Source organism: Acinetobacter indicus, from assembly GCF_009914475.1.
GTDB lineage: Bacteria > Pseudomonadota > Gammaproteobacteria > Pseudomonadales > Moraxellaceae > Acinetobacter > Acinetobacter indicus.
The window spans coordinates 1,921,551-1,945,241 of the sequence record NZ_CP045198.1 but is presented as its reverse complement, the minus strand read 5'-3'; the positions used below and the strand labels follow the sequence as shown (position 1 = coordinate 1,945,241).

21 protein-coding genes are annotated in these 23,691 nt (G+C 48.2%); 10 read left to right on the top strand and 11 right to left on the bottom strand.

Annotation, left to right across the window (positions count from 1 at the left end; translation table 11 throughout):
* Positions 1-7 precede the first annotated feature (7 nt).
* Positions 8-1,423, bottom strand: a complete 1,416-nt coding sequence (locus GA693_RS09630; RefSeq protein WP_160240982.1) for a hypothetical protein — start codon at positions 1,421-1,423, stop codon at positions 8-10.
* Positions 1,424-1,659: 236 nt separating this feature from the next.
* Between GA693_RS09630 and GA693_RS09625 the strand changes: the two genes are divergently transcribed.
* The gene (locus tag GA693_RS09625) at positions 1,660-2,127 is read left to right on the top strand and encodes a CinA family protein (RefSeq protein ID WP_156189452.1); all 468 of its coding nucleotides are present in this window, start codon (positions 1,660-1,662) and stop codon (positions 2,125-2,127) included.
* 130 nt (positions 2,128-2,257) lie between these two features.
* Here GA693_RS09625 and GA693_RS09620 read toward each other — a convergent pair whose 3' ends face one another.
* The gene (locus tag GA693_RS09620) at positions 2,258-2,542 is read right to left on the bottom strand and encodes a hypothetical protein (protein WP_005180111.1); all 285 of its coding nucleotides are present in this window, start codon (positions 2,540-2,542) and stop codon (positions 2,258-2,260) included.
* Positions 2,543-2,596: 54 nt separating this feature from the next.
* The gene (locus tag GA693_RS09615; protein WP_005180110.1) at positions 2,597-2,974 is read right to left on the bottom strand and encodes a hypothetical protein; all 378 of its coding nucleotides are present in this window, start codon (positions 2,972-2,974) and stop codon (positions 2,597-2,599) included.
* Between the two features lie 456 nt (positions 2,975-3,430).
* On the opposite strand from GA693_RS09615, the gene GA693_RS09610 reads away from it, so the two are divergent.
* Positions 3,431-4,072: a hypothetical protein gene (locus GA693_RS09610; protein WP_160240983.1), complete on the top strand. Its 642-nt coding sequence runs from the start codon at positions 3,431-3,433 to the stop codon at positions 4,070-4,072.
* A gap of 25 nt (positions 4,073-4,097) precedes the next feature.
* Here GA693_RS09610 and GA693_RS09605 read toward each other — a convergent pair whose 3' ends face one another.
* A complete protein-coding gene (locus GA693_RS09605) occupies positions 4,098-5,285 on the bottom strand; it encodes an MFS transporter (RefSeq protein WP_075167480.1) in 1,188 nt (395 codons plus the stop codon).
* A 147-nt stretch (positions 5,286-5,432) separates the two neighbouring features.
* Positions 5,433-6,359: a DMT family transporter gene (locus GA693_RS09600; protein ID WP_005180104.1), complete on the bottom strand. Its 927-nt coding sequence runs from the start codon at positions 6,357-6,359 to the stop codon at positions 5,433-5,435.
* An 845-nt stretch (positions 6,360-7,204) separates the two neighbouring features.
* On the opposite strand from GA693_RS09600, the gene GA693_RS09595 reads away from it, so the two are divergent.
* Genes GA693_RS09595 through GA693_RS09585 form a run of 3 tightly spaced genes read left to right on the top strand, consistent with a single transcriptional unit; the run spans position 7,205 to position 10,116 of the window.
* Positions 7,205-8,332 (top strand): Re/Si-specific NAD(P)(+) transhydrogenase subunit alpha, encoded by a 1,128-nt coding sequence (locus tag GA693_RS09595; RefSeq protein ID WP_160240984.1) that lies wholly within the window; start codon positions 7,205-7,207, stop codon positions 8,330-8,332.
* An 11-nt stretch (positions 8,333-8,343) separates the two neighbouring features.
* Complete coding sequence (locus GA693_RS09590) at positions 8,344-8,667, top strand: proton-translocating transhydrogenase family protein (protein ID WP_005180100.1); 324 nt, start codon at positions 8,344-8,346, stop codon at positions 8,665-8,667.
* Between the two features lie 3 nt (positions 8,668-8,670).
* A complete protein-coding gene (locus tag GA693_RS09585) occupies positions 8,671-10,116 on the top strand; it encodes an NAD(P)(+) transhydrogenase (Re/Si-specific) subunit beta (protein WP_005180098.1) in 1,446 nt (481 codons plus the stop codon).
* Between the two features lie 247 nt (positions 10,117-10,363).
* Here GA693_RS09585 and rsfS read toward each other — a convergent pair whose 3' ends face one another.
* The 5 genes from rsfS to GA693_RS09560 form a co-directional block, all read right to left on the bottom strand.
* Entirely contained in the window at positions 10,364-10,765 is a 402-nt protein-coding gene (gene rsfS / locus GA693_RS09580; RefSeq protein WP_005180097.1) for a ribosome silencing factor, read from the bottom strand.
* 82 nt (positions 10,766-10,847) lie between these two features.
* The gene (locus GA693_RS09575; RefSeq protein WP_075167476.1) at positions 10,848-11,636 is read right to left on the bottom strand and encodes a hydroxypyruvate isomerase family protein; all 789 of its coding nucleotides are present in this window, start codon (positions 11,634-11,636) and stop codon (positions 10,848-10,850) included.
* Between the two features lie 36 nt (positions 11,637-11,672).
* A complete protein-coding gene (locus GA693_RS09570; RefSeq protein ID WP_005180090.1) occupies positions 11,673-12,545 on the bottom strand; it encodes an NAD(P)-dependent oxidoreductase in 873 nt (290 codons plus the stop codon).
* A 30-nt stretch (positions 12,546-12,575) separates the two neighbouring features.
* The gene (locus GA693_RS09565; protein ID WP_016658615.1) at positions 12,576-13,364 is read right to left on the bottom strand and encodes a crotonase/enoyl-CoA hydratase family protein; all 789 of its coding nucleotides are present in this window, start codon (positions 13,362-13,364) and stop codon (positions 12,576-12,578) included.
* Positions 13,365-13,472: 108 nt separating this feature from the next.
* Positions 13,473-16,283: a GacS-like sensor histidine kinase gene (locus GA693_RS09560; RefSeq protein WP_160240985.1), complete on the bottom strand. Its 2,811-nt coding sequence runs from the start codon at positions 16,281-16,283 to the stop codon at positions 13,473-13,475.
* Between the two features lie 154 nt (positions 16,284-16,437).
* On the opposite strand from GA693_RS09560, the gene cysM reads away from it, so the two are divergent.
* From cysM to GA693_RS09535, 5 genes are all read left to right on the top strand, one after another.
* A complete protein-coding gene (cysM, locus tag GA693_RS09555; protein ID WP_160240986.1) occupies positions 16,438-17,367 on the top strand; it encodes a cysteine synthase CysM in 930 nt (309 codons plus the stop codon).
* 26 nt (positions 17,368-17,393) lie between these two features.
* The gene (locus tag GA693_RS09550) at positions 17,394-18,215 is read left to right on the top strand and encodes a 3'-5' exonuclease (protein ID WP_160240987.1); all 822 of its coding nucleotides are present in this window, start codon (positions 17,394-17,396) and stop codon (positions 18,213-18,215) included.
* A gap of 6 nt (positions 18,216-18,221) precedes the next feature.
* Complete coding sequence (gene rlmD, locus GA693_RS09545; protein ID WP_160240988.1) at positions 18,222-19,613, top strand: 23S rRNA (uracil(1939)-C(5))-methyltransferase RlmD; 1,392 nt, start codon at positions 18,222-18,224, stop codon at positions 19,611-19,613.
* A 31-nt stretch (positions 19,614-19,644) separates the two neighbouring features.
* Positions 19,645-21,951 carry a RelA/SpoT family protein gene (locus GA693_RS09540; protein WP_045796610.1) on the top strand — a complete coding sequence of 769 codons (2,307 nt, stop codon included), beginning with the start codon at positions 19,645-19,647 and terminating at the stop codon, positions 21,949-21,951.
* Between the two features lie 75 nt (positions 21,952-22,026).
* The gene (locus GA693_RS09535; RefSeq protein ID WP_034597905.1) at positions 22,027-22,671 is read left to right on the top strand and encodes a 4'-phosphopantetheinyl transferase family protein; all 645 of its coding nucleotides are present in this window, start codon (positions 22,027-22,029) and stop codon (positions 22,669-22,671) included.
* 48 nt (positions 22,672-22,719) lie between these two features.
* On the opposite strand, the gene secF is transcribed toward GA693_RS09535, so the two are convergent.
* Positions 22,720-23,691, bottom strand: a complete 972-nt coding sequence (gene secF / locus GA693_RS09530; RefSeq protein ID WP_171502396.1) for a protein translocase subunit SecF — start codon at positions 23,689-23,691, stop codon at positions 22,720-22,722.

The following is a 23,691-nucleotide window of genomic DNA, read 5'->3' as shown; positions in this document are numbered from 1 at the left end:
TCCGTAATTAACTTTTATGATGCATTGGGTCGAGCGCCTGCGACAGCGCCGGGAAAAGGGCCTGGCTGTATTGCTGGGTACACCAGCGTCCGGCATCGCTGGCAGATTTATGCGGGGCCAAATAAGGCAATAGCTGCCGGATTTTGTCGTCAAAAGATGAGGCCTGGGCGTATTTGAGCTGAATTTCTTCCAGCTCCAGCTCGGCCATATAATTAAAGTGGTCGCTGGTTTTAAAATGGTCCGACGTGCTTTGCAGCGCAGATGGGGCAGGATGCTGTACTGCGGCATCTCCCAGAATCCAGTCATAAATAAACTGCTGTTCGGTACGGTTAAACAGCCCGAACATCTGGCTTTCCTGCTGATGAATCAGACGCCAGAATTTACTCTGCTCCGGGTCCTGACCTAAACGGATCCAGTCGGTTTCCAGCAGCTGCTGGATAAAACCATCCACGCCTTCGACGGTTTCCAGCCATTGGTTGATGCTGCGGTTGGTAAAAATACATTTATTGTCATGAATGAATTTGCCCATCAGGGCTTTATGCTGGAAAATTTTCTGGATAATGTCGTGCAGATGCAGCCGCTGCAGGATTTTTTCTTCGTTCATGCCTTGCTGGCTTAAGGCATAGCCCAGCTGAATCAGGCGCAGATATTGAGCCTGCTGTTTTTCGTCCGGGGCCAGACTGGCAATGGCATGTAGCACAGGCGTATGCCGTGATGTTGAACGCTGCTGTGGCTGAAAACAGCGGGTGTGAATACCGAGTTCTTTTAGTTCATGCGCAATGATCAGCTGATGCAGCGAGCACAGGTGTTTGCCAATATGAAACCCTAAGGTCAAAGGCATGAAATCGGCAGGGCAGTACGCCAGTGCCAGCTGAATTGCAGCCTGATGAAAATAGCCATCTTCCAGACCGAGTACAAAGTTATCTAGCTGCAGGGTTTCAAGCAGTGCATTGAACTGATACAGCTGATGCTGCTGCGTGTGACCATAGGCCAGAGCTTGCAGATACAGCTGAATCAGCTCGGTATAGCGCCGGTCATCCCAGTGCTGGCTAAAACTGTAGAGCCAGGCTGCCTGCGCACGCTGGGTCGGGGCAATCTTGATCAGAAACTCATAAGCATCGGACAGGCAGTGAAAATATTCGCGTGGCTGTCCCCAGGCACGGCGCTTTAAATAATATTCAAATTCGAGCTGGGCTTGCTGTTCATGCTGGATCATCCAGTGCTCCAGCTGATCCAGCTGGCGAGGGAAATCGGGTAGGGCCAACGGCAGGGTTTCAATTTCATGTTTTAAACTGAACAGGGCTTTTTGTTGTTTGGCGGTGGGAGCAATATCGGCATCTAAATAAAAGGACACCAGATCAAAATAGGTTTCAGGCACATCATTGAGTATGTCTAATAATCTTTGTTTGACGACCGTTGGCATTATTCTGCTCCATGATTTAACCCTAGAAAACAGTAATCTAGTTGGCTGTAAACTTAAGCCTGAGTTGTGTGCCTTCATGTAAAGTATGTATATGGGCAATTAACCTATAGGTATAAAAATCAGAGGGTTATATTTTTAGTTTTAAAAAATAAATGAAATGTTACTTTTCAGAAAAAAGCACTGAAAAAGAGCTATGTTTAAATCGGAAGGAATAATTATATTCAGGATGGGTATAAATGAATAAATGCTGCCAGTTACTTGCCAAAAAGAAATTAAAAGTCACCTTTATTGAAAGTGCTTCGGCAGGGTATCTGGCCTATCGTTTTTCATTAAATAAAAATTCAGGCGATATTTTAAATGGCAGCTTGGTTTGTTATGACGCCAATTTAAAAGTCAGTATTTTAAAGATCTCAAAGAAATTCCTGGAAAAATACTCTCCAGAATCTGCTGAAGTAACGGAGCAACTGGTTTTAAAAGCCAAACAGATCATTGATTCTGATATTTTTGTTGGCTGTACCGGTTTATTAAAACGTGGTGGCTCTGAAACTAAGGAAAAACCGGTCGGAACATTTTTTTACTGTATTTCGTATCAGAATAAACTGCATCATTATCGCTGTGTATTTAATGGCACCAAAAAGAAAAAACTGGAACAGCTGTCGCGAGCAATTAGTCAGAGTATTATTGATGTGGTCAAGCAAAAATAATAGGGATATATAAATCAAATAGACAACCCAAAATAAAAAATCTGCAGAGATAAAACCCACAGATATAAAAAAGTTATAGGTCATAATGACCTATAACTCTGAACCGTATCAGAACCAGACTGAGGGCAATCTAGTTTCTATCCCAGGCATCTTTAATCGCGTGCTTGGCCTGTTCCCATTTTAAGCGAGAATCTGCTTTAAACTCTTCCCAGCGCTGTTTCAGGTCGCCTTCAGAACTTTCAAAGTCGCGATCTGTGCCATATTCACTGCGGGCACGTGTACCGAGGTCATAAGCAGAAGATAAGTCCCGATCATAATCAATATCTGGGATATCTCTTTTAAAATCATTGTAGTAAGGACGGTCTGCATGGTTGTCACGCCAGTACCCATGTGGATCATTTGCATTGTTGACCATGATCATCTCCTTCGATTATTTATAATAAAAATAAGTGAAAAACAAAAAATGGTTTTACATATCTTCATCATCTAAGAGATTGTTTTGCTGCTGCGCATTCTGGTTATGGCGTTGTTGACCATATTGCTGCGGTTGTTGCTGTTGCTGCTGGCGGTTTTGTTGCTGGCCAGGCTGTTGCTGTTGTTGGCGCAGCTGATCCTGTTGCTGATCATTTTGCTGGCGCTGTTGCTGGTTTTGTTGTTGCTGCTGGTTGCCCTGATGTTGAGGCTGTTGCTGCTGTTGATCTTGCTGGCGTTGCTGATTGCCTTGTTGCTGGTTATTTTGCTGTTGTTGAGGTTGCTGTTGCTGCAGACGGTCTTGTTGCTGCTGCTGATTGCCTTGCTGTTGAGGCTGCTGTTGCTGTTGGTTTGAACCATTGTTTTGATTTTGCATTTGAACACCTCTTTTATAGATATCGACGCTATCGCTAGCGCGCTGAAATCATCTGAGAAAAACAGATAGCTTCTTTTTAACATGAAACATCTCATGAAAAACCCTGGCTCTGTTACATCTTATTTAGTTGTAAGCGGTGATTTTAAGCCAGTATTTTTAATTGGCTGTCCTACATAAGATTTTTAAGAATGTAATCTTTTGTGTAATTACATTTTTCGTGATTTTATATATAACTTTACATTTCTTTATTTTAAGTAGCTGCTAGATAAAATGTGTTTTAAATATATTTTAAGCTTTCAGATTTTTTATTTATTTTATTTAAATAAAAGGAAAATACTCGGATTTATTTGTGCTGGAAAATAGACGGGTAATAAATAAATTGAAGGATCAAAAGGTTGAGACAAAATAAAAAAACCATTACATTGATGCAGTAAGACAAGAAAAAGGATAACAAAGATGCTGGTGGTTGAGGAAATTTACCGCAGTAAAAAGAATGAAAATTCGGTGCATTTTAATCTGAAAATACAGCGCAGCCTGAGCTGGTTTAAAAAAGCCCTGAGTCTGGATCAGGAGCTGGATTTCAAGTTTATGAGTTTATGGATTGCCTTTCAGGCCATTTACCGTGAAGATGCGGCCAGTCCACCCGCTGCGCAGTTACAGCAGTTTTTTCAGCTTCTGCACCAGCAGGATGAAACCCGAAAAATTGATTATGTGTTATGGGAAAAATACCAGCAGCAGATTCAGGCCCTGTTGGCGCACCCGTATACCCATCCGGAATTCTGGGCCTATCAGCATTTACAGCTCACGCGCGATGAATGGCAGCAGCGCGCTGCCCAAGAGCAGATTGATCTGCAACAGACCTTGCAAAATAAACAGTCGGTGGCCTTGCTAATGGCGGTGTTTAAACGTTTTGACAGTCTGCGTCACCAGTTTGCCAGCGGCGGTGCCAACTATAACAGCCTGTTAAACCGTGACATTCTGGCTGGGGCAACCAGTATATTTGCTGCCTTAATTCCATCCTTTATTCAGATTCTGCTGGAATATCCGGCCAGTATTGATTCGGCCCAGCCGCATTATCCGATGGTGCAGGTGTCTTAAACCTGCCTGCACGATTTATACAGTTTTAAGCCAGTTGCTGGCGGCGCAGATGTTGCTGATCTAACCAGGCAAAACAGGCCGAGCAGAGCACCAGGGTTAAACCAACCAGACAGCTCATGCTCCAGCCGCCATGATGCCAGGCGTAAATGCCCAGTGCAGAACCGCAGGCGCCGCCAATAAAATAGCTGGTCATATAGACTGCATTCAGGCGTGATTTGGCATCGGGGCGTAAATGGAAAATCACGTTCTGGTTACTGGTATGCACACTGGCCAGTCCCAGGTTAATTAGGCCAAAACCAATAATATAGCTCCATAAATACTGCGCGCCGAAATACAGGAAACTCCAGCTGACCGCCAATAAAGAGAGTCCGGCCCAGGTGATCAGTTTGCCATGACCCCGGTCGGCAATTTTGCCAATTTTTTTGGTAGAGAGTGCGCCAAATACCCCAATTAAGGTGACTAAACCGACTGCGACATCTGGCAGGCCAAAAGAGGAGCCAAGTAACACCGCAATGGTGGAAAACAGCACGCTCATGGCGGCAAAGGCACTGGCACCAATCAGGGCGCGATAGACCAGCCGTTTTTCCTGGCGGATCAGTTGCAGCATCGAATGCAGGATTTTGCCATAGGCCATGCGCACCGTCGGAATATGTGGCAAGCGTTTTTTCAGAATAATCGCCAGTCCCATCATCAACACGCCACTGATGATATAAATCAGCTGCCAGCCATATAAATTGGACAACAGTCCGGCCAGACTGGTCGACAGTAAAATCCCGACCAGTAAACCACTCATCAGTAGTCCGACCACTTCGCCCATTTTATCCGGCTTGACCGACATGGTGGCAAACGGAATCAGAATCTGCGCGGCCACGGAAAATAGTCCGGTCATGATGGTGCCAATCCAGAGCATTGGCAGATTCACTGAAAAAGCACATAGAAACAGGCCAAACGCGGCCAGAAACATCAGCAGTGGAATGAATTTGGTTTTATTGACGGTATCGCCAACCGGCACAATAAATAACAGCCCCAGCGCATAGGACACCTGGGCAAACGTCACCGTGAGCGCGACTTGGGATTCCGGCACCTGAAAATAAGTATGAATCGAGTTAATCAGCGGCTGGCAATAATAGTTGGCCCCTGCACATAGACCACAAGCCAGCGCCATAAGCCAGAGCAGGGTTTTATCCTGACTAATATCGGGAGAGGTATTCATACAAGGTCCAGTTCAGGTTAATTCATTCAATCGCATCTTCGGCAATACTGAGCATGACGGCCAAAGACCACCATTTGCAACATCCTTTTTGCATGTGCAAGACACATGCACAGCAGTCCGGAACAGGCTGAGCTGACTGATCATGGATCAGGCCATCAGCTTTTTCTTGGACAGGCTAATCATCATCACCCCAATGATATTGAGGGCGCAACCCAGCCATTGCCAGGCATTTAAATATTCATCTAAAAACAGGGTGGCCAGCACAATGGTCAGAATCGGGCCGATAGAGGCGATCATGGCCGAATGAGCGGCTCCCAGGCGTTCGATACTTTGCATTAATAAAATGGTTGGCAACACCGTGACCAGAATACCCAGTCCAATGCCATAGGCATAGACGCTGCCCGGTAATTGACTCAGCCGTTGTAGTGGCTCCGGTACGGCCAGCAGATAATGCAGTAAGGTGCCGAAACAGGCCACACTTAGCGCCAGGCCGGTAAAATTCCAGCTGCCAAATTTCTGGATCAGCCGCGGCGTCACCAGTAAATAGGCGGCAAAAGCCACCGCACTGGCAAATACCAGACTGGCACCAAGCCAGAAGGAATGGCCATCTGGCATGTTTTGCTGTTCTTGTAACATCACCAGTACCGTTCCACCATAACTGAGCAGCAAGGCTAGTATCGTTTTCAGGCTTAAGCGCTGCTTGTAGATCAGGCTGCTGGCTAGAACGGTTAAGGTGGGATACAGAAACAGGATAATCCGTTCCAGTGAGGCGCTAATAAACATGAGCCCCAGAAAGTCGAGCCAGCTGGCAAAATAATAGCCGAGCAGCCCGGCAGCCACGAGCAGTATCCATTCGCGCAGCTGAATCTGGGTATTGCGATGCCGGTTAAACCAGCAGATCAGCAGGAAAAACGGCAGTGCGCTGGCCATCCGCAGGGTCATTAAGGTGGTGGCATCCACCAGAGGTGAAAGTGCGTAGGCTTGCTTGATAAAAATAGCTTTGGTGCTAAATAAAAAGGCCGCGCATAGTGCAAACAGTGAACCTAACTGCGTTCTGGTCAAGGAAATGGACATATTCAGAGCAATTTAATCAATAGGGTAGGTGTCACCAGATTTTCATGCGTTGAGTATAAGCTGTCTGCTCGAAGAAATGAATGTGTAAAGATAGGCTTTATTCTCATTTTATGAAAATTTTAAGATGGTTTATTTCAGGCAAAGATCTATTGATGTCTTGCGGGCAATTGTTGCACAAAAATAGTGCAAAATACGCAAATTTAAGCAGTTGCGCTGCTTTATTCATCATCAGGCAAAATGATCAATAAAAAAACTTTTAATTTTTTATCGCGCTTTCACAGCCAGATGTATGGGTTAAGTCCAGATCAGCGGGCAGGAAATCATTTAGCCAATCGGTGCATTTGCCGCAGGATTTACTTTTCTGCCCGAACATTGGGCAGTTTTGACCAATTTCTCCCGGATTCTTCTGTGATTAAGATGTCATTTTAGTCAATCATGAACTGGATGTTCATTTTTTGCGGCGAAAAAGCCGTTCATTATTGGTATTTATCAGCCTGTTGTAAGCCGGCACTACACGATAAGATTTGTCAAAACAATCAATTTTAAGGAAAGAAAAAACAAAACAGGACGCAATTCGCTGTAAAAAGTCAGGAGCTGTGCTGAAAATTTATACACCTTATTTCCAGAGCGGCGCCATGAAGAATAGAAAGCTAAACTGATCAATTATATCTGCCACCCTTCTTTTTATGAATCATCAGTTCAAAATATGGGTATTTATTAAATAAATATTGGGTGGTAATTTAAAAAAGTTCAATTAGAATCCAAAAATTCAACAAGGACATAACCTGAGGGGAAGCATCGTTTTGGCGATGTTTACTTAAGAAAAATTAGCTTGAGGAACGCTCATGCAGATCGGAATCCCAACCGAAACTGTCGTCGGTGAAAATCGTGTCGCTGCAACGCCAGAGACAGTAAAGAAGTTGATCAACGCGGGTCATAGCGTGGTTATTGAACGTGGTGCAGGCTTAAAAGCTGCCTATATCGATAGCGCCTATGAGCACGTGGGTGCCAAAATTACAGATGATGCCTATACCGGCAGTCAAATGATTTTGAAAGTTCGCGCGCCGAAAGGTGAAGAAATTCAAAAACTTGCTCCTAACTCTACCGTAGTGGCAATGTTTGACCCATACCGCAATACTGAACTTGACCAATTTGCTGCACAGCAGGTGTCTGCATTTGCTCTGGAATTATTGCCACGGACCCTGTCCCGTGCGCAAAACATGGATGTGCTGTCCTCACAAGCCAACCTGGCCGGTTATAAATCGGTATTGCTGGCTGCAGCTGAATACCAGCGTATGTTCCCGATGCTGATGACCGCAGCAGGGACAGTCAAACCTGCCCGTGTCGTGATCATGGGGGTGGGGGTTGCCGGTTTGCAAGCGATTGCGACCGCAAAACGTCTGGGTGCGGTGGTAGAAGCCACTGACCTGCGTCCAACTGCCAAAGATCAGGTTGAATCTCTGGGCGGGAAATGGCTAGACGTGCCGATGTCTGAAGAAGAACAGCAAAAAGCTGCTGATGCTGCTAAAAACGGCTATGGCTGGATGCCGGGCGAACAGTACATCAAAGATCAGGCCATTATTGTCGATAAAGCCGTTTCCAATGCTGACATCGTGATTACCACAGCGCTGTTACCAGGTCGTGATGCACCGCGTTTAATCAAGGCGGAAACTGTGGCCAAGATGAAACCGGGTTCAGTCATTCTGGATATGGCGGTAGAAACGGGTGGTAACGTTGAAGGTTCTCAATGTGGTGAAACCGTGGTGACTGAAAATGGCGTGAAAATTCTCGGTATTCCAAATATTCCGTCAACGGTCTCTACTGAAGCATCGGCGCTGTATGCACGTAATGTGCTGAATTTTGTGGAAACCCTTTTTGATAGCGAAAAGAACTTTGCCATCAGTCAGGAAGATGAGATTCAAAAAGCCCTACTGGTTACGCACGGCGGCCAAGTGCTGTTGAAACGAGGTTAAGGAGAACAGTCATGGTTGAAACAATTACAATTTTTGTCCTGGCCATTTTCGTAGGTTACTACGTGGTTTGGGGGGTTACACCTGCATTGCATACGCCACTGATGGCAGTAACCAATGCGTTGTCTTCGATCATTATCGTGGGGGCGATGATTCAAACGGTCGGCTTGCCTGTGTTAGGTGTGGATGCCAATGTGCAGTTCCAGAGCATTAACGTGGTGAGCGTACTTGGTGCGATTGCAGTATTCCTGGCCAGTATTAATATTTTCGGTGGCTTCGCAGTGACTGCGCGTATGCTGGAAATGTTTAAACCAAAACAAAAGAAAAAAGAGGGCTAATTGATGGAATTTATTCGAGACTATGCGGATTGGTTCTACCTGATTGGGGCTGTCCTCTTTATTTTAACTTTACGAGGCCTGTCTGGGCCAAAAACGGCGATTGCTGGTAACCGTTACGGCATGATCGCCATGGCGATTGCCGTATTGACTACCTTCTTTGTGGCGGATCATCCGGTTATCTGGATGATTGTGGGGGCGATGATTCTGGGTGCCATTGTCGGGATTGCCCGTGCGCGTACCGTACCGATGACGCAAATGCCAGAAACCGTAGCACTGATGCACTCACTGGTCGGTCTGGCAGCGGTGTTAATTGCAATTGCAGCGATTATTCATAACAACAAGCTGGTTGAACTGGGTCCAGAGCTGTTGGCAGCCAATGGCGTCAGCTTCCATGAAATGAGCAAAGTGCATTTGTTTGAATTGTTCGTGGGCTGTTTTGTTGGTGCGATTACCTTTACTGCATCGGTATTTGCTTACGGTAAACTGGCAGCGAAAAAATGGGCCAAGACCATTTCGGGTGGCTGGGTTAAACCGGTTCAGGCACTGATTTTCATTGCCATGCTGGGCTTTGGGATTCACTTCTTCTTAAGCGGTAGCATGACCTCGTTCTGGGCCATGACCGCACTGGCTTTAGCCTTTGGCTGGGTCTGGATTGCCCCAGTCGGTGGTGGCGACATGCCGGTGGTGGTATCACTGCTCAACTCCTTCTCGGGCTGGGCGGCAGCAGGGATTGGTTTTACCTTGGAAAACAACATGCTGATTGTGGCGGGTTCACTGGTTGGTTCATCAGGTGCAATTCTGTCGTACATCATGTGTAAAGCCATGAACCGTTCAATCATCAACGTTTTGTTTGGTGGTGCGATGGGTGGGGCGGCAGCGCCTACCGCAGGTGCGGGTGAGCAGGTACAGCGTAACTACCGTTCAGGTTCTGCAGATGATGCTGGCTTCTTAATGTCCAATGCGGACAGCGTGGTGATTGTGCCGGGTTATGGTATGGCACAAGGCCGTGCGCAAAATGCGGTGAAAGAACTGGCCAACTTGCTGAAAGAGCAGGGTGTAACGGTGCGTTTTGCGATTCACCCGGTGGCGGGTCGTATGCCAGGTCACATGAACGTCTTGCTTGCTGAAGCCGACGTGCCGTATGAAGACATTCTGGAAATGGACGAGATTAACTCGGACTTCCCGGCAACGGATGTGGTATTGGTGATAGGTGCCAACGACGTAGTCAACCCGGCAGCCAAAGACGATCCAAACTCGCCAATTTACGGTATGCCAATTCTGGAAGCACATAAAGCACGTACCATTATGGTGATCAAGCGCTCAATGGCGACTGGTTATGCAGGTCTGGACAATGACCTGTTCTATAACGACAAGACTATGATGGTCTTCGGTGATGCCAAGAAAGTGGTTGAAGACATGACCAAAGCGATTAACGGTACGGGTCACTAAGACGTCCGATACCCGCGTTCAAAATCCCCCTCGATTGAGGGGGATTTTTTAATATCTGTGACTAAATAGAATCTTTTATTACATACGATTCAATCTTTGGGTTGGGGGAAGATCGAGAAGCACTGCCGAGAGGTTTAAGTTCAGCTATTGGGAAGTGGAAAAATCAGTCGGTGTCTGGATTCAGCTGTGATCAGTCCTGATTTTAGCTCAATAAAAAAGCGACCTTCAGGTCGCTTTTTGGGAAATCTTAGTTTACAGATTCAGGTGCTGTACGCCATAAGCTTTCTAGGTCGTAGAACTTACGGGCAGTTGGAAGCATGACATGTACCACCACGATACCCAGATCAATCAAGATCCATTCAGCATCGCGTTCACCTTCCATACCAATCGGGCGGAAGCCTGCTTTACGTGCTTCTTCAGCAACGTTATCAGCAAGAGATTTAACATGACGGGTTGAGGTGCCGCTAGCAATCACAATAGCATCTGCAACATTGCTGATGCTGCTAACATCAAGCTCAACAATTTCTTTGGCTTTTACATCTTCAAGGGCATCGCGCACAACTTGCAGGCAAGCGTGTACGTCATTGTTTGGGGAAGTCATTGCGAGATCGTGAGAATTAGAAGCGCCGGGCGATGGTTCTAAATTCATAAAGGGTATAATTTCCTGACAATTATTCATTGTCTAATATAGCGGCTTTGAGCCTAAATTTCAAATCTATGACAGTGCCGAATTATTGATATTCGGCAAAGTATTTGTTTTTCCACGCAAAGGAATTTGCTGAATCTTTGCTCGGTCGATATTCCGCCGCCACATAGCCTGCATAGTCACTGTGTTTGAGCCAGTCAAACACTTCCGCAAAGGCAATATCGCCGGTATCCGGTTCATGACGACCCGGGCAGTCGGCAAACTGGATATGGCCAATCTGTTGGATATTCTCGATCAGTCCTTCCAGTACGTTTTCACCCATCATGGCCATGTGATAGCAGTCATACTGCATTTTTAGCGCCGGATGTTGCACCGCTTCAAGCATCTCTTGGGCCTGGGCAATGTTCTGTACTAAAAAGCGCGGCATGTCGGTGCCATTAATCATTTCCATTACCGGCTGGATCTGCTGGCTGCTAAGCATATGGCTGGCCATTTTCAGGTTCTCGGCCAGTGTTCTGAGGCAAGGCAGCAGATCGGCATCCTGGGGCTGTTTGCCGGCCAGAATATTGACACTTGGCACTTTGAGTGCAACCGCGTATTCAATGGCCTGTTCAACGGCATGACGAAACTCGATTTCCTTGCCCGGCACACCGGCCAGCCCGTTGCCGCCTTGCATTAAATCTCCGGCCGGAACATTAATCAGGCACAGCGTCAGTTCATGCAAGGTTAGCTGGCTTTGAATCTGCGCAATGCTCAGTTCATACGGAAACTGGATTTCAACATGCTGGAAGCCGTGTTGTCTGGCCAGTGCAAAGCGCTCAAGTAGCGGCACTTCAGTAAAAATCATAGAAAGATTTACGGCAAGTTTCGTCATAAACAATGTCCTGCATTCCCTGTGCAAAGGGTGAAATTAAGTGGTCTGTTCCACCTGTTGAATGACCGTGGATAAATCTGCTTCCGCAAAGCCTTTGGCCTGATGCGCTTGCAGTTGTTGCAAAGCCTGCTGTGCCACCGGAATATTCAGCTGATAATGCGCGGCCAGGGTCAGGGCATTGTTCAGGTCTTTAGACAGGGTCTGGACTTTCCACTGCACCGGTTCAAAGCTATGACTGGCCATGCGCGGGGTTAGAATCTGAAATGGTTTGGAGTCAGCAAATCCACCAGCCAGTGCAGGTGCCAGTAAAGTGGTGTCTACCCCAGCTTGAGCTGCAAGCGCGACAGCTTCGGCAATCAGGGTACTGTTGGCCGCGACAATCAGCTGATTACAGATTTTGGTGGCCTGTCCGGTGCCACTGGCGCCCATACGGGTCACGCGCTGTGAGAGCACATTATAAATCAGGGTCAGTTTTTCAATGGTGGCGGCATCACCGCCGGCAAAGATAACCAGGGTGCCTTGTTCTGCGCCCGCTGTGCCGCCCGACACTGGTGAATCAATCCACTTCACCTGCTGACGGGCTGCCTGTTCAGCCAGTGTCAGGGTTTTATCCACAGACAGGCTGGAGAAATCCACAATCACTTGCTTGGCCTGTAAATGCGGCTGAATCTGCTCAAAAACGGCTTGGACTGCATTGTCATCGGCCAGGCAGCTTAAAATTACCGGATATTGACCAATCTTTTCTAGGGCCAGTGCTTCAGCACCCATGTCCAGCAGTTCCTCACAGGCAGCAGCAGTGCGGTTCCAGACCGCGACCCGAAAACCGGCATGAATCAGACGTGCTGCCATGCGTGTGCCCATTAAGCCCATACCCAGAAAGGCGATGGGCGTATTGCGATCAAAACTCATGCTTCTCTTCCCGATCTTGATGCTCTGTGCTTAGTTAAATTGACGCGGTAAAAAACTGGTGTCAGGTTGCTTGTCTTTTTTACGCGCCAGTTGACTGTTTTTGCCAAGCAGTAATTTCAGCTGCCAGATTTTTTCCAGACGTAAGGATTTTTGTGGATTATGTTCCATGGCATCTAGCACCTGTTTGGCCGCAGCCAGCGCATCCGGAGAACGCTGCGCCAGTTCCTGCGCCAGAATCTGGGCATGATCCAGTGGTGTGTCACTTAAGTGGGTGACTAAGCCAATTTCTTTGGCATATTGCGCTTCAAAAATACGGGCGGTGAGGGTCAGTTCTTTGGCCAGGTCCAGGCCAATCAGGCCTTTTAAAGAGCGGCTCAGACCCATATCCGGTACCAGCCCCCAGCGGCTTTCCATAATTGACATCTGGGTTTTAGGATGGGCAATACGAATATCTGCTGCCAGTGCCAGTTGCATCCCGGCTCCAAAACAGTAACCTTCAATCGCAGCAATCACAGGGACGGGCAATTCCTGCCAGATCAGAAAGGCTTTTTGAAACAGGCTCTGGCCGGGTTTGAGTAATTCCCAGGCGGCAAAGGCACGATTTTGCGGATTGTTTAAATCGGCCAGATCAATACCGGCACTAAACACTTCGGCTTCACCAGTCAGAATGACGCAGCGCAAGCTACGGTCTTTTTTTAGCTGCCTGGCAGTTTTGACCAGCTGTTTTAATAATGCAAAGCTCATGGCATTGCGTTTTTCCGGGCGATTCAGTCGCACAATGGCAATGCCGTTATTTTTTTCTACCTGTACTATGGTCATGGTCTAAACTCTTATTTTTCCTCTGTTGAGCATAGCATGCAGATACGCATGATACATGACAGGGCAGTCACATCCATCTTTCAAGACCCTGACTTTAGTCGAGTCAGACTACTGCGTGTGCTTGTTTAGAATCTGCTCGGCGGCATGTTCAACCTGAGCAATCACGGCTTGTAATTCATCAAAGCGTCTTAGCACTTCCTGAATAAAGGCATCATCGGCTTTACGGCGTTCTTTACGTAAGGTCGAAACAAACTGCTCAAAAGAACCGGTGGCTTCCTGCAGGCTTGGGGTGCCGACATAACGGGTGGCGCCATACAGGCGATGCAGCACATGCTCCAGTTGCGGGAAATCTTCCAGTTCAATCAGCTGCTGCATTTCATGCAGTTCGGTGGCAAAGCTGTCGAGCAGCATACGCAGCAGATCCAGTGCCAGATCTTCCTTGTTGGCGGCCAGCATCAGGCTTTGCTGCCAGTCAAGAACCAGCGGATCAAGCGCTTCAATTACCACGGCTTTTTCCACTGCCGGCACCTTGTTAAAGTTTTCAGTGGTCCAGTGGGTCAGAATCTGGATGATCTGTTCAATCTGGATTGGCTTGGTGACGTAATCATCCATGCCGACTTTCAGCAGGTTCTGTTTTTCATCGGCCAGCGCATGCGCGGTCAGGGCGATAATTGGCAGGCGTTTATGCTTGTCGAGGGTGGACTCCAGCGAGCGGATGGCGCGGGTGGTATCAATCCCGGACATCACCGGCATCTGAATATCCATAAACACCAGATCAAACGGTTTGGCATCCTGTTCAATCCGCTCTTGCAGGATATTCAGGGCTTCCTGACCGCTCAGCGCTTTGGTGGTGGTGACATTCAGTTCACCTAACAAGGCTTCTAAAACAATCAGGTTTGGCAAGTGGTCATCTACCGCCAGCACATGCAGCCCCTGTCCATCAAAGACTTCGGTGCCTGTATCTTCAAACGGATTTTCATTGTTTAGTAACTGGATTAGCGCGCCACGGCTTAAAGGCTGATACAGCGGGCGGGTGCGATATTCATTCAGCATGCTTGGATCAAGCGCCATCTGGTAGCCGTAAATGGCCAGATTGCCCTGATAGCGGCTGCGAATTTCTTTCAGTAAGGCTTCGGTGTCACCGCTATGATCGACAATTAACCAGGTGTCTTCTTCCGGTGTAGACAGGTGATTGAGTCGGCTGAATAAGTCCAGAATCGAAGTGGTTTCGGTATGCTGGACCTGATAATTTTCCAGATAGTGACGCAGCACATTGGCGGTTGCCGGATGCGCCAGATAGGACACCACATGCTTGTTGGCAAAGCGTGGGTGCACAATAATTTCATCCTCATCAATGCTGAATACGGCAGTAAACCAGAAGGTCGAGCCTTTTTCAGTCGGTGCGCGTTCCTGGTTGTCTTCAAAGCCAATCTGGCCCCGCATTAAATGTACCAGCTGCTTGGAAATCGCCAGACCCAGACCGGTCCCGCCAAACTGACGGGTCACAGAAGCATCGCCTTGCGAGAAGGATTCAAACAGTTTTTTCCGGTCGGTGCCGCTTAAACCAATACCGCTGTCCTGCACGCTAAAATGAATCATGCTCTGACCGATATCTTCATGTTCAATGCGCGCACGTACAATAATTTCACCATCCGGGGTGAATTTAATGGCATTGGAAATCAGGTTGGTCAGCACCTGCTTAAAGCGCAGGGCATCGCCAATCACATGCTTTGGCACGTTGTCAGCATAATAAAAGGCCATCGCAATCTGCTTCTGCGCGGCCAGCGGCGACAGCATGTCCATTACATCATAAATGGCTTCTTCCAGATCAAAAGGTGCGGTTTCCAGTTCCAGTTTGCCGGCATCAATTTTCGAGAAATCCAGTACATCGTTAATCAGCGCCAGCAGATGCGCCGAGGATTTGCGAATGGTTTGCAGATACAGGTTCTGCTCATTGCTGAGATTACCCTGGCGCAGTAATAAATGGATAAAGCCATCAATACTGTTCAGCGGAGTACGTAATTCATGGCTGATATTGGCCAGGAAGACCGATTTGGACTGGTTGGCTGAAATCGCCTGGTCACGTGCCTGACGGTAAGTAATGTTCTGGACTTCCAAGGTATCTAGGGTGCGGCGCAAGTCATCTTCGGTCTGTTCGGTATGTTCTTTTAGTTCCAGAAAGCTGAAATGTAGACGCTTGACCACATTGGCAATATCACGCTGCAATAAACGCAGCTCGCCGGTGCTGTTAATTACCATGTGTTGATCCAGTGTGTCGGCATTCAGGCGTTGCAGTTGCATACGGATTTCGTACATTGGCGCAATCCAGCGACGCGAATAGAAATTCAGGCACAGCAACAGCAGCATCAGGGTCAACAGGCCAGTGGCAATCAGCACGGTCATGACCCGATAACGGGCAATTTCCAGAGGCTGATTGTCCAGCTCGATTAGCAGCCAGGCATACTGGCTCTGGCTTTCATCAATACGTAAACCATAGACATGGCTGTCTTTATGCTGAATGGGGCCAAAGAAGGCGGCATCGCGCGGAAAACTGGGCCAGCCGGCCTGATCCTGATAGCCCATACTCAGGCGGCTACGGCCTTGGGAATCAATAATGGCAGTCCGAAGTAAATGCTTTTCATTGAGCAGGTCCTGCATATAGCTGCGTGCCTGTTCATATTGCCAAGGAAAGGTGTTGAGCTGCTGTAAGGCCACTTCAGATGGCATTTCATAGCGGGTTAAAATCGCAATCGCCATCTGCTTTTGCTGGGCGCGCGCTGCATTCGAGGTTTCGGTCAGAACCAGCCCTGCACCGACCGCCGCCAGCACCATAATGGGCACAAATATCAGGGCAATCAGTTGCCCATAAGCATGATTTAAATGTAGGCGCTTAAATAACTTTTTATTGATATTTGACATGGTTAAAGCAGTTTATTCGTTCTGCCGAGCAGTTTAGCACGCTTTATTTTAAAACTGACTGTGCTTTAAGCACTTTCACGAAAAAGCTGGTGAAAAGAGTGCAGGCGGGTGGTTTTTTTCATACAATATGCGTACCTAGAGAAAGGTGCAAATAATGAGTAATACCACCCCTGATTTCCAAGCCGATGAATTTCTATTAGATCATTATGTGGGCAAAACACCATTGGTACGCTTGCAGCGTCTTGCAAGTCATACCCAAGCCACGGTGTTGGCCAAATTGGAAGGCAACAATCCGGCAGGTTCAGTCAAAGACCGCCCAGCGTATAACATGATTATGCAGGCGGAAAAGCGCGGTCAGATCAAACCGGGTGATACCTTGATTGAAGCCACCAGCGGAAATACGGGGATTGCACTGGCCATGGTGGCTGCCATGCGTGGTTATCAGATGAAACTGATCATGCCGAATAACATGAGTCAGGAACGTAAAGATGCCATGCGTGCCTATGGCGCCGAACTGATTGAAGTGACCAAAGAACAGGGCATGGAAGGAGCACGTGACCTGGCCCTGCAAATGCAGGCCGAAGGTAAAGGTCTGGTACTGAACCAGTTTGGCAACCCGGACAATGTCGAAGCGCATTACTTGACCACCGGGCCGGAAATCTGGCAGCAAACTGGCGGTAAAATTACCCACTTTGTCAGCTCGATGGGGACCACCGGCACCATTATGGGGGTATCCAAATACCTGAAAGAAATGAATCCGGATATTCAGATTGTCGGTTTACAGCCTTCAGATGGTTCCAGCATTGCCGGTATTCGCCGCTGGCCGGAAGAATACTTACCAACCATTTTTGACCGCAGTCGTGTCGACCGGATTATTGATATTCCGCAAATTGAAGCCGAGCGGACCATGCGTAAACTGGCACAAAAAGAAGGTATCAGTGCCGGGACGTCATCGGGTGGTGCGGTCTGGGCTTCGCTGAAACTGGCAGAAGAAAACCCGGGTGCGGTGATTGTCTGTATTATCTGCGACCGGGGTGACCGTTATTTATCGACCGGTTTATTTTCCGTTCAAGATCCTGAATAAACCGCCGTCAAGCTGTAGAGAAAATTATGCGTCTACCTGTGTTGGTATTTGATATTGAAACATGGACCGACCTGAAGTCGGGGGCGCATCTGTATGGTCTGGATTTGCCTGAGGCAGATCTGGAGCAGGCACTGATGAAGCTGCGCCGTCAGGAATCAGGTATGGATTTTCAGCGTTTGCCGCTGCATGAAATTGTCTGTATTTCCGGCCTGTGGATTGATGAAACCGGCTTAATGACCCTGTTTTCTTTTAGCCGGGAACAGTATACCGAAGCCGAAATCCTGAAAAAATTCCTGTCGATTTTTGACAAGCGTCATCCGACCCTGGTGAGCTGGAACGGTTCGCAGTTTGATTTGCCGGTGATTTTATATCGTGCCATGTATCATGGCCTGTCTGCGCCAAGTCTGTTTGATCAGGGCGAAATTGACACGCAAAAGCGCTATAATAACTACCAGAACCGCTATCATCAGCGGCATATTGACTTGATGGATGTGATGGCCATGTTTAATGGCCGGAATTTCCAGAAACTGGATGATATGGCGCATCTGCTGGGTTTTCCGGGTAAACGCGGTGAAGCCGGTTATCATGTGCCGGAATATATTCGCGCCGGTGAATGGCTCAAACTCACCAGCTATTGTGAAGGTGATGTGCTGAATACCTGGCTGATCTATCTGCGCTGGCTCTTGCTGAAAGGGCAGTTGCAGCTGGATGATCATCGCCTGTGGGTTCAGACCACCATCCAGTATTTATCCAGCCTGCCACAGCATGGCGAGTTCCTTGCAGCCTGGCGCCAGAATGCACAAGCCACAGACTTTACTGTTGCAGATTTCCCATCTTCCACACTTTAGGTGCTCATGAAACATCGTCCATCCGCTCGTCCAGCTCAACCCCTGATCCATACCTTTCAGGTTGAGTCGCTGTCCCATGAAGGGCGCGGGATTGCACACTATGGTTCACAGCCTGAGCATCCGCAGGATAAACACGGCAAGAAGGTGTTTATTCAAGGCGCCTTGCCGGGTGAAACAGTCAAAGCACGGATTCATCATGTCACCAAACGGTTAGAAGAAGCCGACTGTATCGAACTGTTATCTGCACCTGCCGAGATGCGGGTCGAGCCGCCGTGTCCGTATTTTGGTGTCTGTGGCGGCTGCAATATGCAGCATATCCAGCTGGATGAGCAGATTCGTTTAAAACAGGATGTACTCAAGTCGCACCTGCAGCATTTTGCCGGCATTCAACCGGATGAATGGCTGACACCGTTACGTTCAACCCGGGAGGATTATCGCCGCCGTGCCCGGATCGGGGTGCGTTATTTCCCGAATAAAGACAAACTGGTGGTCGGTTTCCGGGAACGCCAGAGCAACCGGCTGACCTCAATTGACCGCTGTCTGATTCTGGACCGTGAACTCGGTTCAATCACCCGCCTGAAACAACTACTCCAAAGTCTAAAAGGCAAAGCCGACATTGGTCATGTAGAATTGGCAATGGGTGACACGGAAATTGCCCTGTTGGTCCGGCATACGGAAAAATTATCTGAGTCAGATGTCAACCAACTGCTCAAATTTGCGTTACAGAAACAATGGCAACTGTATCTGCAGCCTGCGGGACCAGACAGTGTGCAACGTGTAGATCAACCTGATCAGGCCATGCGTCTGCATTATGCACTGCCGGAATTTGAGCTGAAATTTGCTTTCCATCCGCTGGATTTTACCCAGGTAAATTCCACCGTGAATCCGCAAATGGTCAAGCTGGCATGTGATTTGCTTCAGTTGCAGGCAGGTGAGCGTGTGCTGGATCTGTTTTGTGGATTAGGCAATTTCTCTTTACCTTTGGCGCGCTGTGTCGGCGAAAACGGTACGGTGGTTGGCGTGGAAGGTTCAGATGAAATGGTGCATCGTGGTGCGGAAAATGCCCAGCTGAACGGGTTAACTCAGGTGAAATTCTTTTCACAAGATTTAACAAAAGATTTTTCGCATCATTCTTGGGCAAATCAAGGATTTGATGCATTATTGATTGACCCTCCGCGCTCCGGTGCCGAGGAAGTCATGCATTATGTGCCCAAATTTGGTGCGGCAAGAATCGTTTATGTGTCATGTAATCCGGCTACACTTGCAAGGGATGCGGGGATGCTGGTGCAACAGGGCTATCGTTTAAGCAAAGCCGGGGTGATGGATATGTTTAGCCATACCGGTCATGTAGAATCGATTGCCTTATTTGAGCAAGAAAAATCAATAAACGATTTATAGAAAATGAAGTATATAGAGGTAGGAGTAGGGTATGGTCACAGTACGTGAACAACTTCCTGGACGATTAAACGAATTGTCTGAGGAAACGACTGTAGAACATGCCGAGCAAGCACGACAGGATCTGGCAGAATGGCTGGACCGGGTTCGTGACATCTTAGATGGGGCAGCATTAGCAAAACTCGAAGAAGTTGCCACCTATACGTTACAAAAAGAGCTGGAAACGACAGTCAAGCACCGGTCCAATACCTTGTATACCGGAATTGAAATGGCCGATATTCTGGCGCATTTGCATGTCGATGAAGATACCTTGTCGGCTGCCATGCTGTACCGCAGTGTGCGTGAAGGGGTGATGACCCTGGAAGAAGTGCGTGAGCATTTCGGTGACAGCGTACATACCCTGGTCAAAGGTACCCTGTCGATGGGTAAGCTGTCCGAGCTGATTGAAAAGAATAAACGGCTGGAAGATCACTTCAATAACAACCAGCGCGAGCATCTGACCGGCATTTATAAAATGCTGATTTCAGTCACTGAAGATGTGCGTGTGGTGCTGATCAAGCTGGCCGAGCGTACCTATGCCTTACGTGAACTGACCACTGCGTCCAAAGAGCGTCAGGAACGGGTCGCGCGTGAAATTCTGACCATTTACTCGCCGCTGGCGCACCGTCTGGGCATCGCCCAGTTAAAATGGGAGCTGGAAGATCTGGCTTTCCGTTATCTGGCGCCGGACCGTTATAAAGAAATTGCGTCTTTACTGAATGAAAAACGGCTGGAACGTGAGCAATATATCCAGTTTGTAATTGATAAGCTCAAGAGTGAACTGGCGGCGCATGGCATTGAGTCGGAAATTACCGGCCGGGTTAAACACATTTATTCGATTTATCGAAAAATGAAGAGTAAAGACCTGAGCTTCGACCAGCTCTATGACATTCGTGCGGTGCGGGTACTGGTCAAAACCATTCCGGAATGTTATCACTCGCTCGGTATCGTACATCAGCTGTGGCGGCATATTCCGCATCAGTTTGATGACTACATTACCAATCCGAAAGCCAATGGTTATCGCTCGCTGCATACTGCAGTGATTGCTGAAAACAAGTCGCTGGAAGTGCAAATCCGTACCATGGAAATGCATGAAGAAGCGGAACTTGGCGTGTGTTCGCACTTTAACTATAAAGAAGGCAGCAAAACCACCGATCATTCCTTCAATCATCGTTTGCATTCTTTGCGTGCGGTGCTGGAACATTATCAGGAACGTAATGATGCCAGTGCGCATAAGTCCGATGATGAAACTGAAAACTTCGAGCAGCTGCAAGAGTTTGAAGATTTTGAAAAGATTTATGTGTTTAGCCGCGATGGGGATATTAAAGAATTACCGCGTGGCTCGACCGTGCTGGACTTTGCCTACCATGTACATACCGAAGTCGGTAACAAGTGTTATGCCGCGCGGGTCAATCAGCGTTATGTGCCGCTGACCTATACCTTAAAAACCGGTGAACAGGTCGAAATTCTGACCAAGAAAGACCGTGAACCAAACCGTGACTGGCTGGTGAACTCACTTGGTTATATCAAGACTGCGCGGGCGCGTGACAAGTTACGCCACTGGTTCAGACAGCAGGACCGCAGCAAGAATCTGGAAATTGGCCGTGATATTCTGAATAAGGAATTGTCGCGTCTGGCGATTCACCCGAAAAGTATCGACCTGAATGATTACTGCAATCACTTTAATGTCAAACTCGGTGAAGACATTCTGATTGGTCTGGTCAATGGTGAAATCAGCCTGCATGCGCTGATTAACCAGGTTAACCGGCATATGCATCTGGATCAGGATGAACCGGAACTGGTATTAAAACCGACCCTGAATCCGCGTGCCAGCCATACCTTGTCGGCGCATGGCATTCTGATTGATGGTCTGGATAACGTCGAGCTGCATATTGCCCAGTGCTGTCAGCCGGTACATGGTGAATCCATTGCTGGTTATATTACCCTGAATCGCGGTGTCAGCATCCATAAGGTGGCCTGTCCGGATTATGTACGCATGATCAGCCAGGAGCCGGAACGTGCGGTGGAAGCCGACTGGGAAATGCAGCCAACCCGTGGTCAAAGCGTGCAGATTGTGGTGGAAGCCTATGATCGCCGTGGTCTGTTGAAAGACCTGACCCAAGTGATTTTCTCCGATCAGATTAATATTCGTCAGGTGAATACCATTTCCGAAAATGATGGTATTGCCAATATGAAGCTGTTAATTGAAGTCAAAGGGCTGGCGCAACTGTCACGTCTGCTGGCACGTTTGGAGCAGCAGCCGGGGATTATCAGCGCACGTCGTTTGGTACAGGGCAATTAAACTTTCTTTCTTATCTTTGAAAAAAACAGTGATCTTGATCGCTGGTTTTTGTTTATGCATGGAATGCGTGCACATATGAGCGCACAGATCATTTTAGAATTGGCCCGTCTGGCACAGATTGCACCGCAGCAGCCGGCGCTGGAGCGTAAAGCGTACATCCAGCAGCAGAAGCAGGCCATTTATGCTTTTCGTAACCAGCGCCTATCGGCCTATTTAAACGCGCCAATCTGCTCGGAAGATTTTGACCGTACTGCGTATGGCAAGCCGTTTTTGCCTGCGTATCCGCAGTTGGCCCTGAATCATAGTCACAGCCGTCAGCATTATGCACTGGCCTATAGCGAGCAGCTTCAAGATGTTGGGGTGGATGTTGAAGATCTGGATCGCAAGGTGCGCTTTGAGAGTCTGGCCAGGCACATGTTTCATCCGGCTGAATGGGAATTGTGGCAGGCTTATGGCCAGGAGACAGATTACTGGTTTAAGGTCTGGACCACCAAGGAGGCTGTTCTGAAAGCGTCAGGGCTGGGTATTCGCATGAGCCTGAACCAGCTGAATAGCGGGGTTCATCCGCATCAGCAGGGTGGATTCTGCCATCATGAGGGCTTGGGTACGTTTGCCTATCAGCATCTGAAGATTGGTGGTTGTATGCTGACCGTGGCCTGGCGTTCTGAACGTTCCTGTAAGGGATTTCAGTTTCCTAAGCTGCAACTGATTCGCCATTAAAAAAGCCCATCCGGAGATGGGCTTTTATGGGTACAGAAAGGAAAAGAATTAAGGAATTTCTTCCTCTTCAAATTCCGGCTTCACCTGCACAATAAAGTCTTGACGGTTCAGACCACGCCACAGTGCAAAGGCGGTACCAATATAAATCGAAGAATAGGTTCCGACAAAGACACCGACAAACATGGCAATCGAGAACCATTTCAGGCCATCACCACCCATCAGCATCATCGCCACCACCACCAGTAACAGCGTCATCGAGGTGTGGATGGTACGACGTAAGGTTTCGGTTAAGGCAATATTGACCACTTCCAGCGGCGAAGCGCCACGAATTTTACGGAAGTTTTCACGAATACGGTCCGAGACTACAATGTTATCGTTGAGCGAGAAGCCGATAATTGCCAGCAGGGCTGCCAATACGGTCAGGTCAAACGGCCATTGCATCATCGCAAAAATACCCACAGTCACGATAATATCGTGGAACAGGGACAGCACCGCACCCATCGCCAGTTTAAACTCGAAGCGGATGGTGACGTAAATCAGCATCAGGATCAGTGCCAGTGCCACGGCACCTGCAGAACGCACATACAGCTCGTTACCGACCTGACCGCCGACCACATCAACCTTGGTCACATCGGCGCTGTTGCCCGGCAATTGTGCCGCTGCGGTAATGGTCTGGGTCAGGTCTTCGACTTCAATCTCGTCCTGCACCGGCATACGCACCATCAGGTCACGTTCAGAACCCAGGGTCTGTACCACCGGATCACGGAAACCGGCCTGCGTCAGGGCAGAAGAGACATCGCTGGCTTTCACCGGATTGCTGTAGTTCAGCTCTGCGGCAATACCGCCGGTAAAGTCCAGACCCAGATTTAAGCCTTTGGTGGCAATAAAGAAGATGCTGGCCGCGGTTAAAATGATCGAAAGCAATGCCGCCGGCAACGCAATCTTCATAAACGGAATGACGCGCTCATCATCCGGACGGCCGTATTTTTTCGGATTCAGTTGAGTATTCTCAGTCATCAT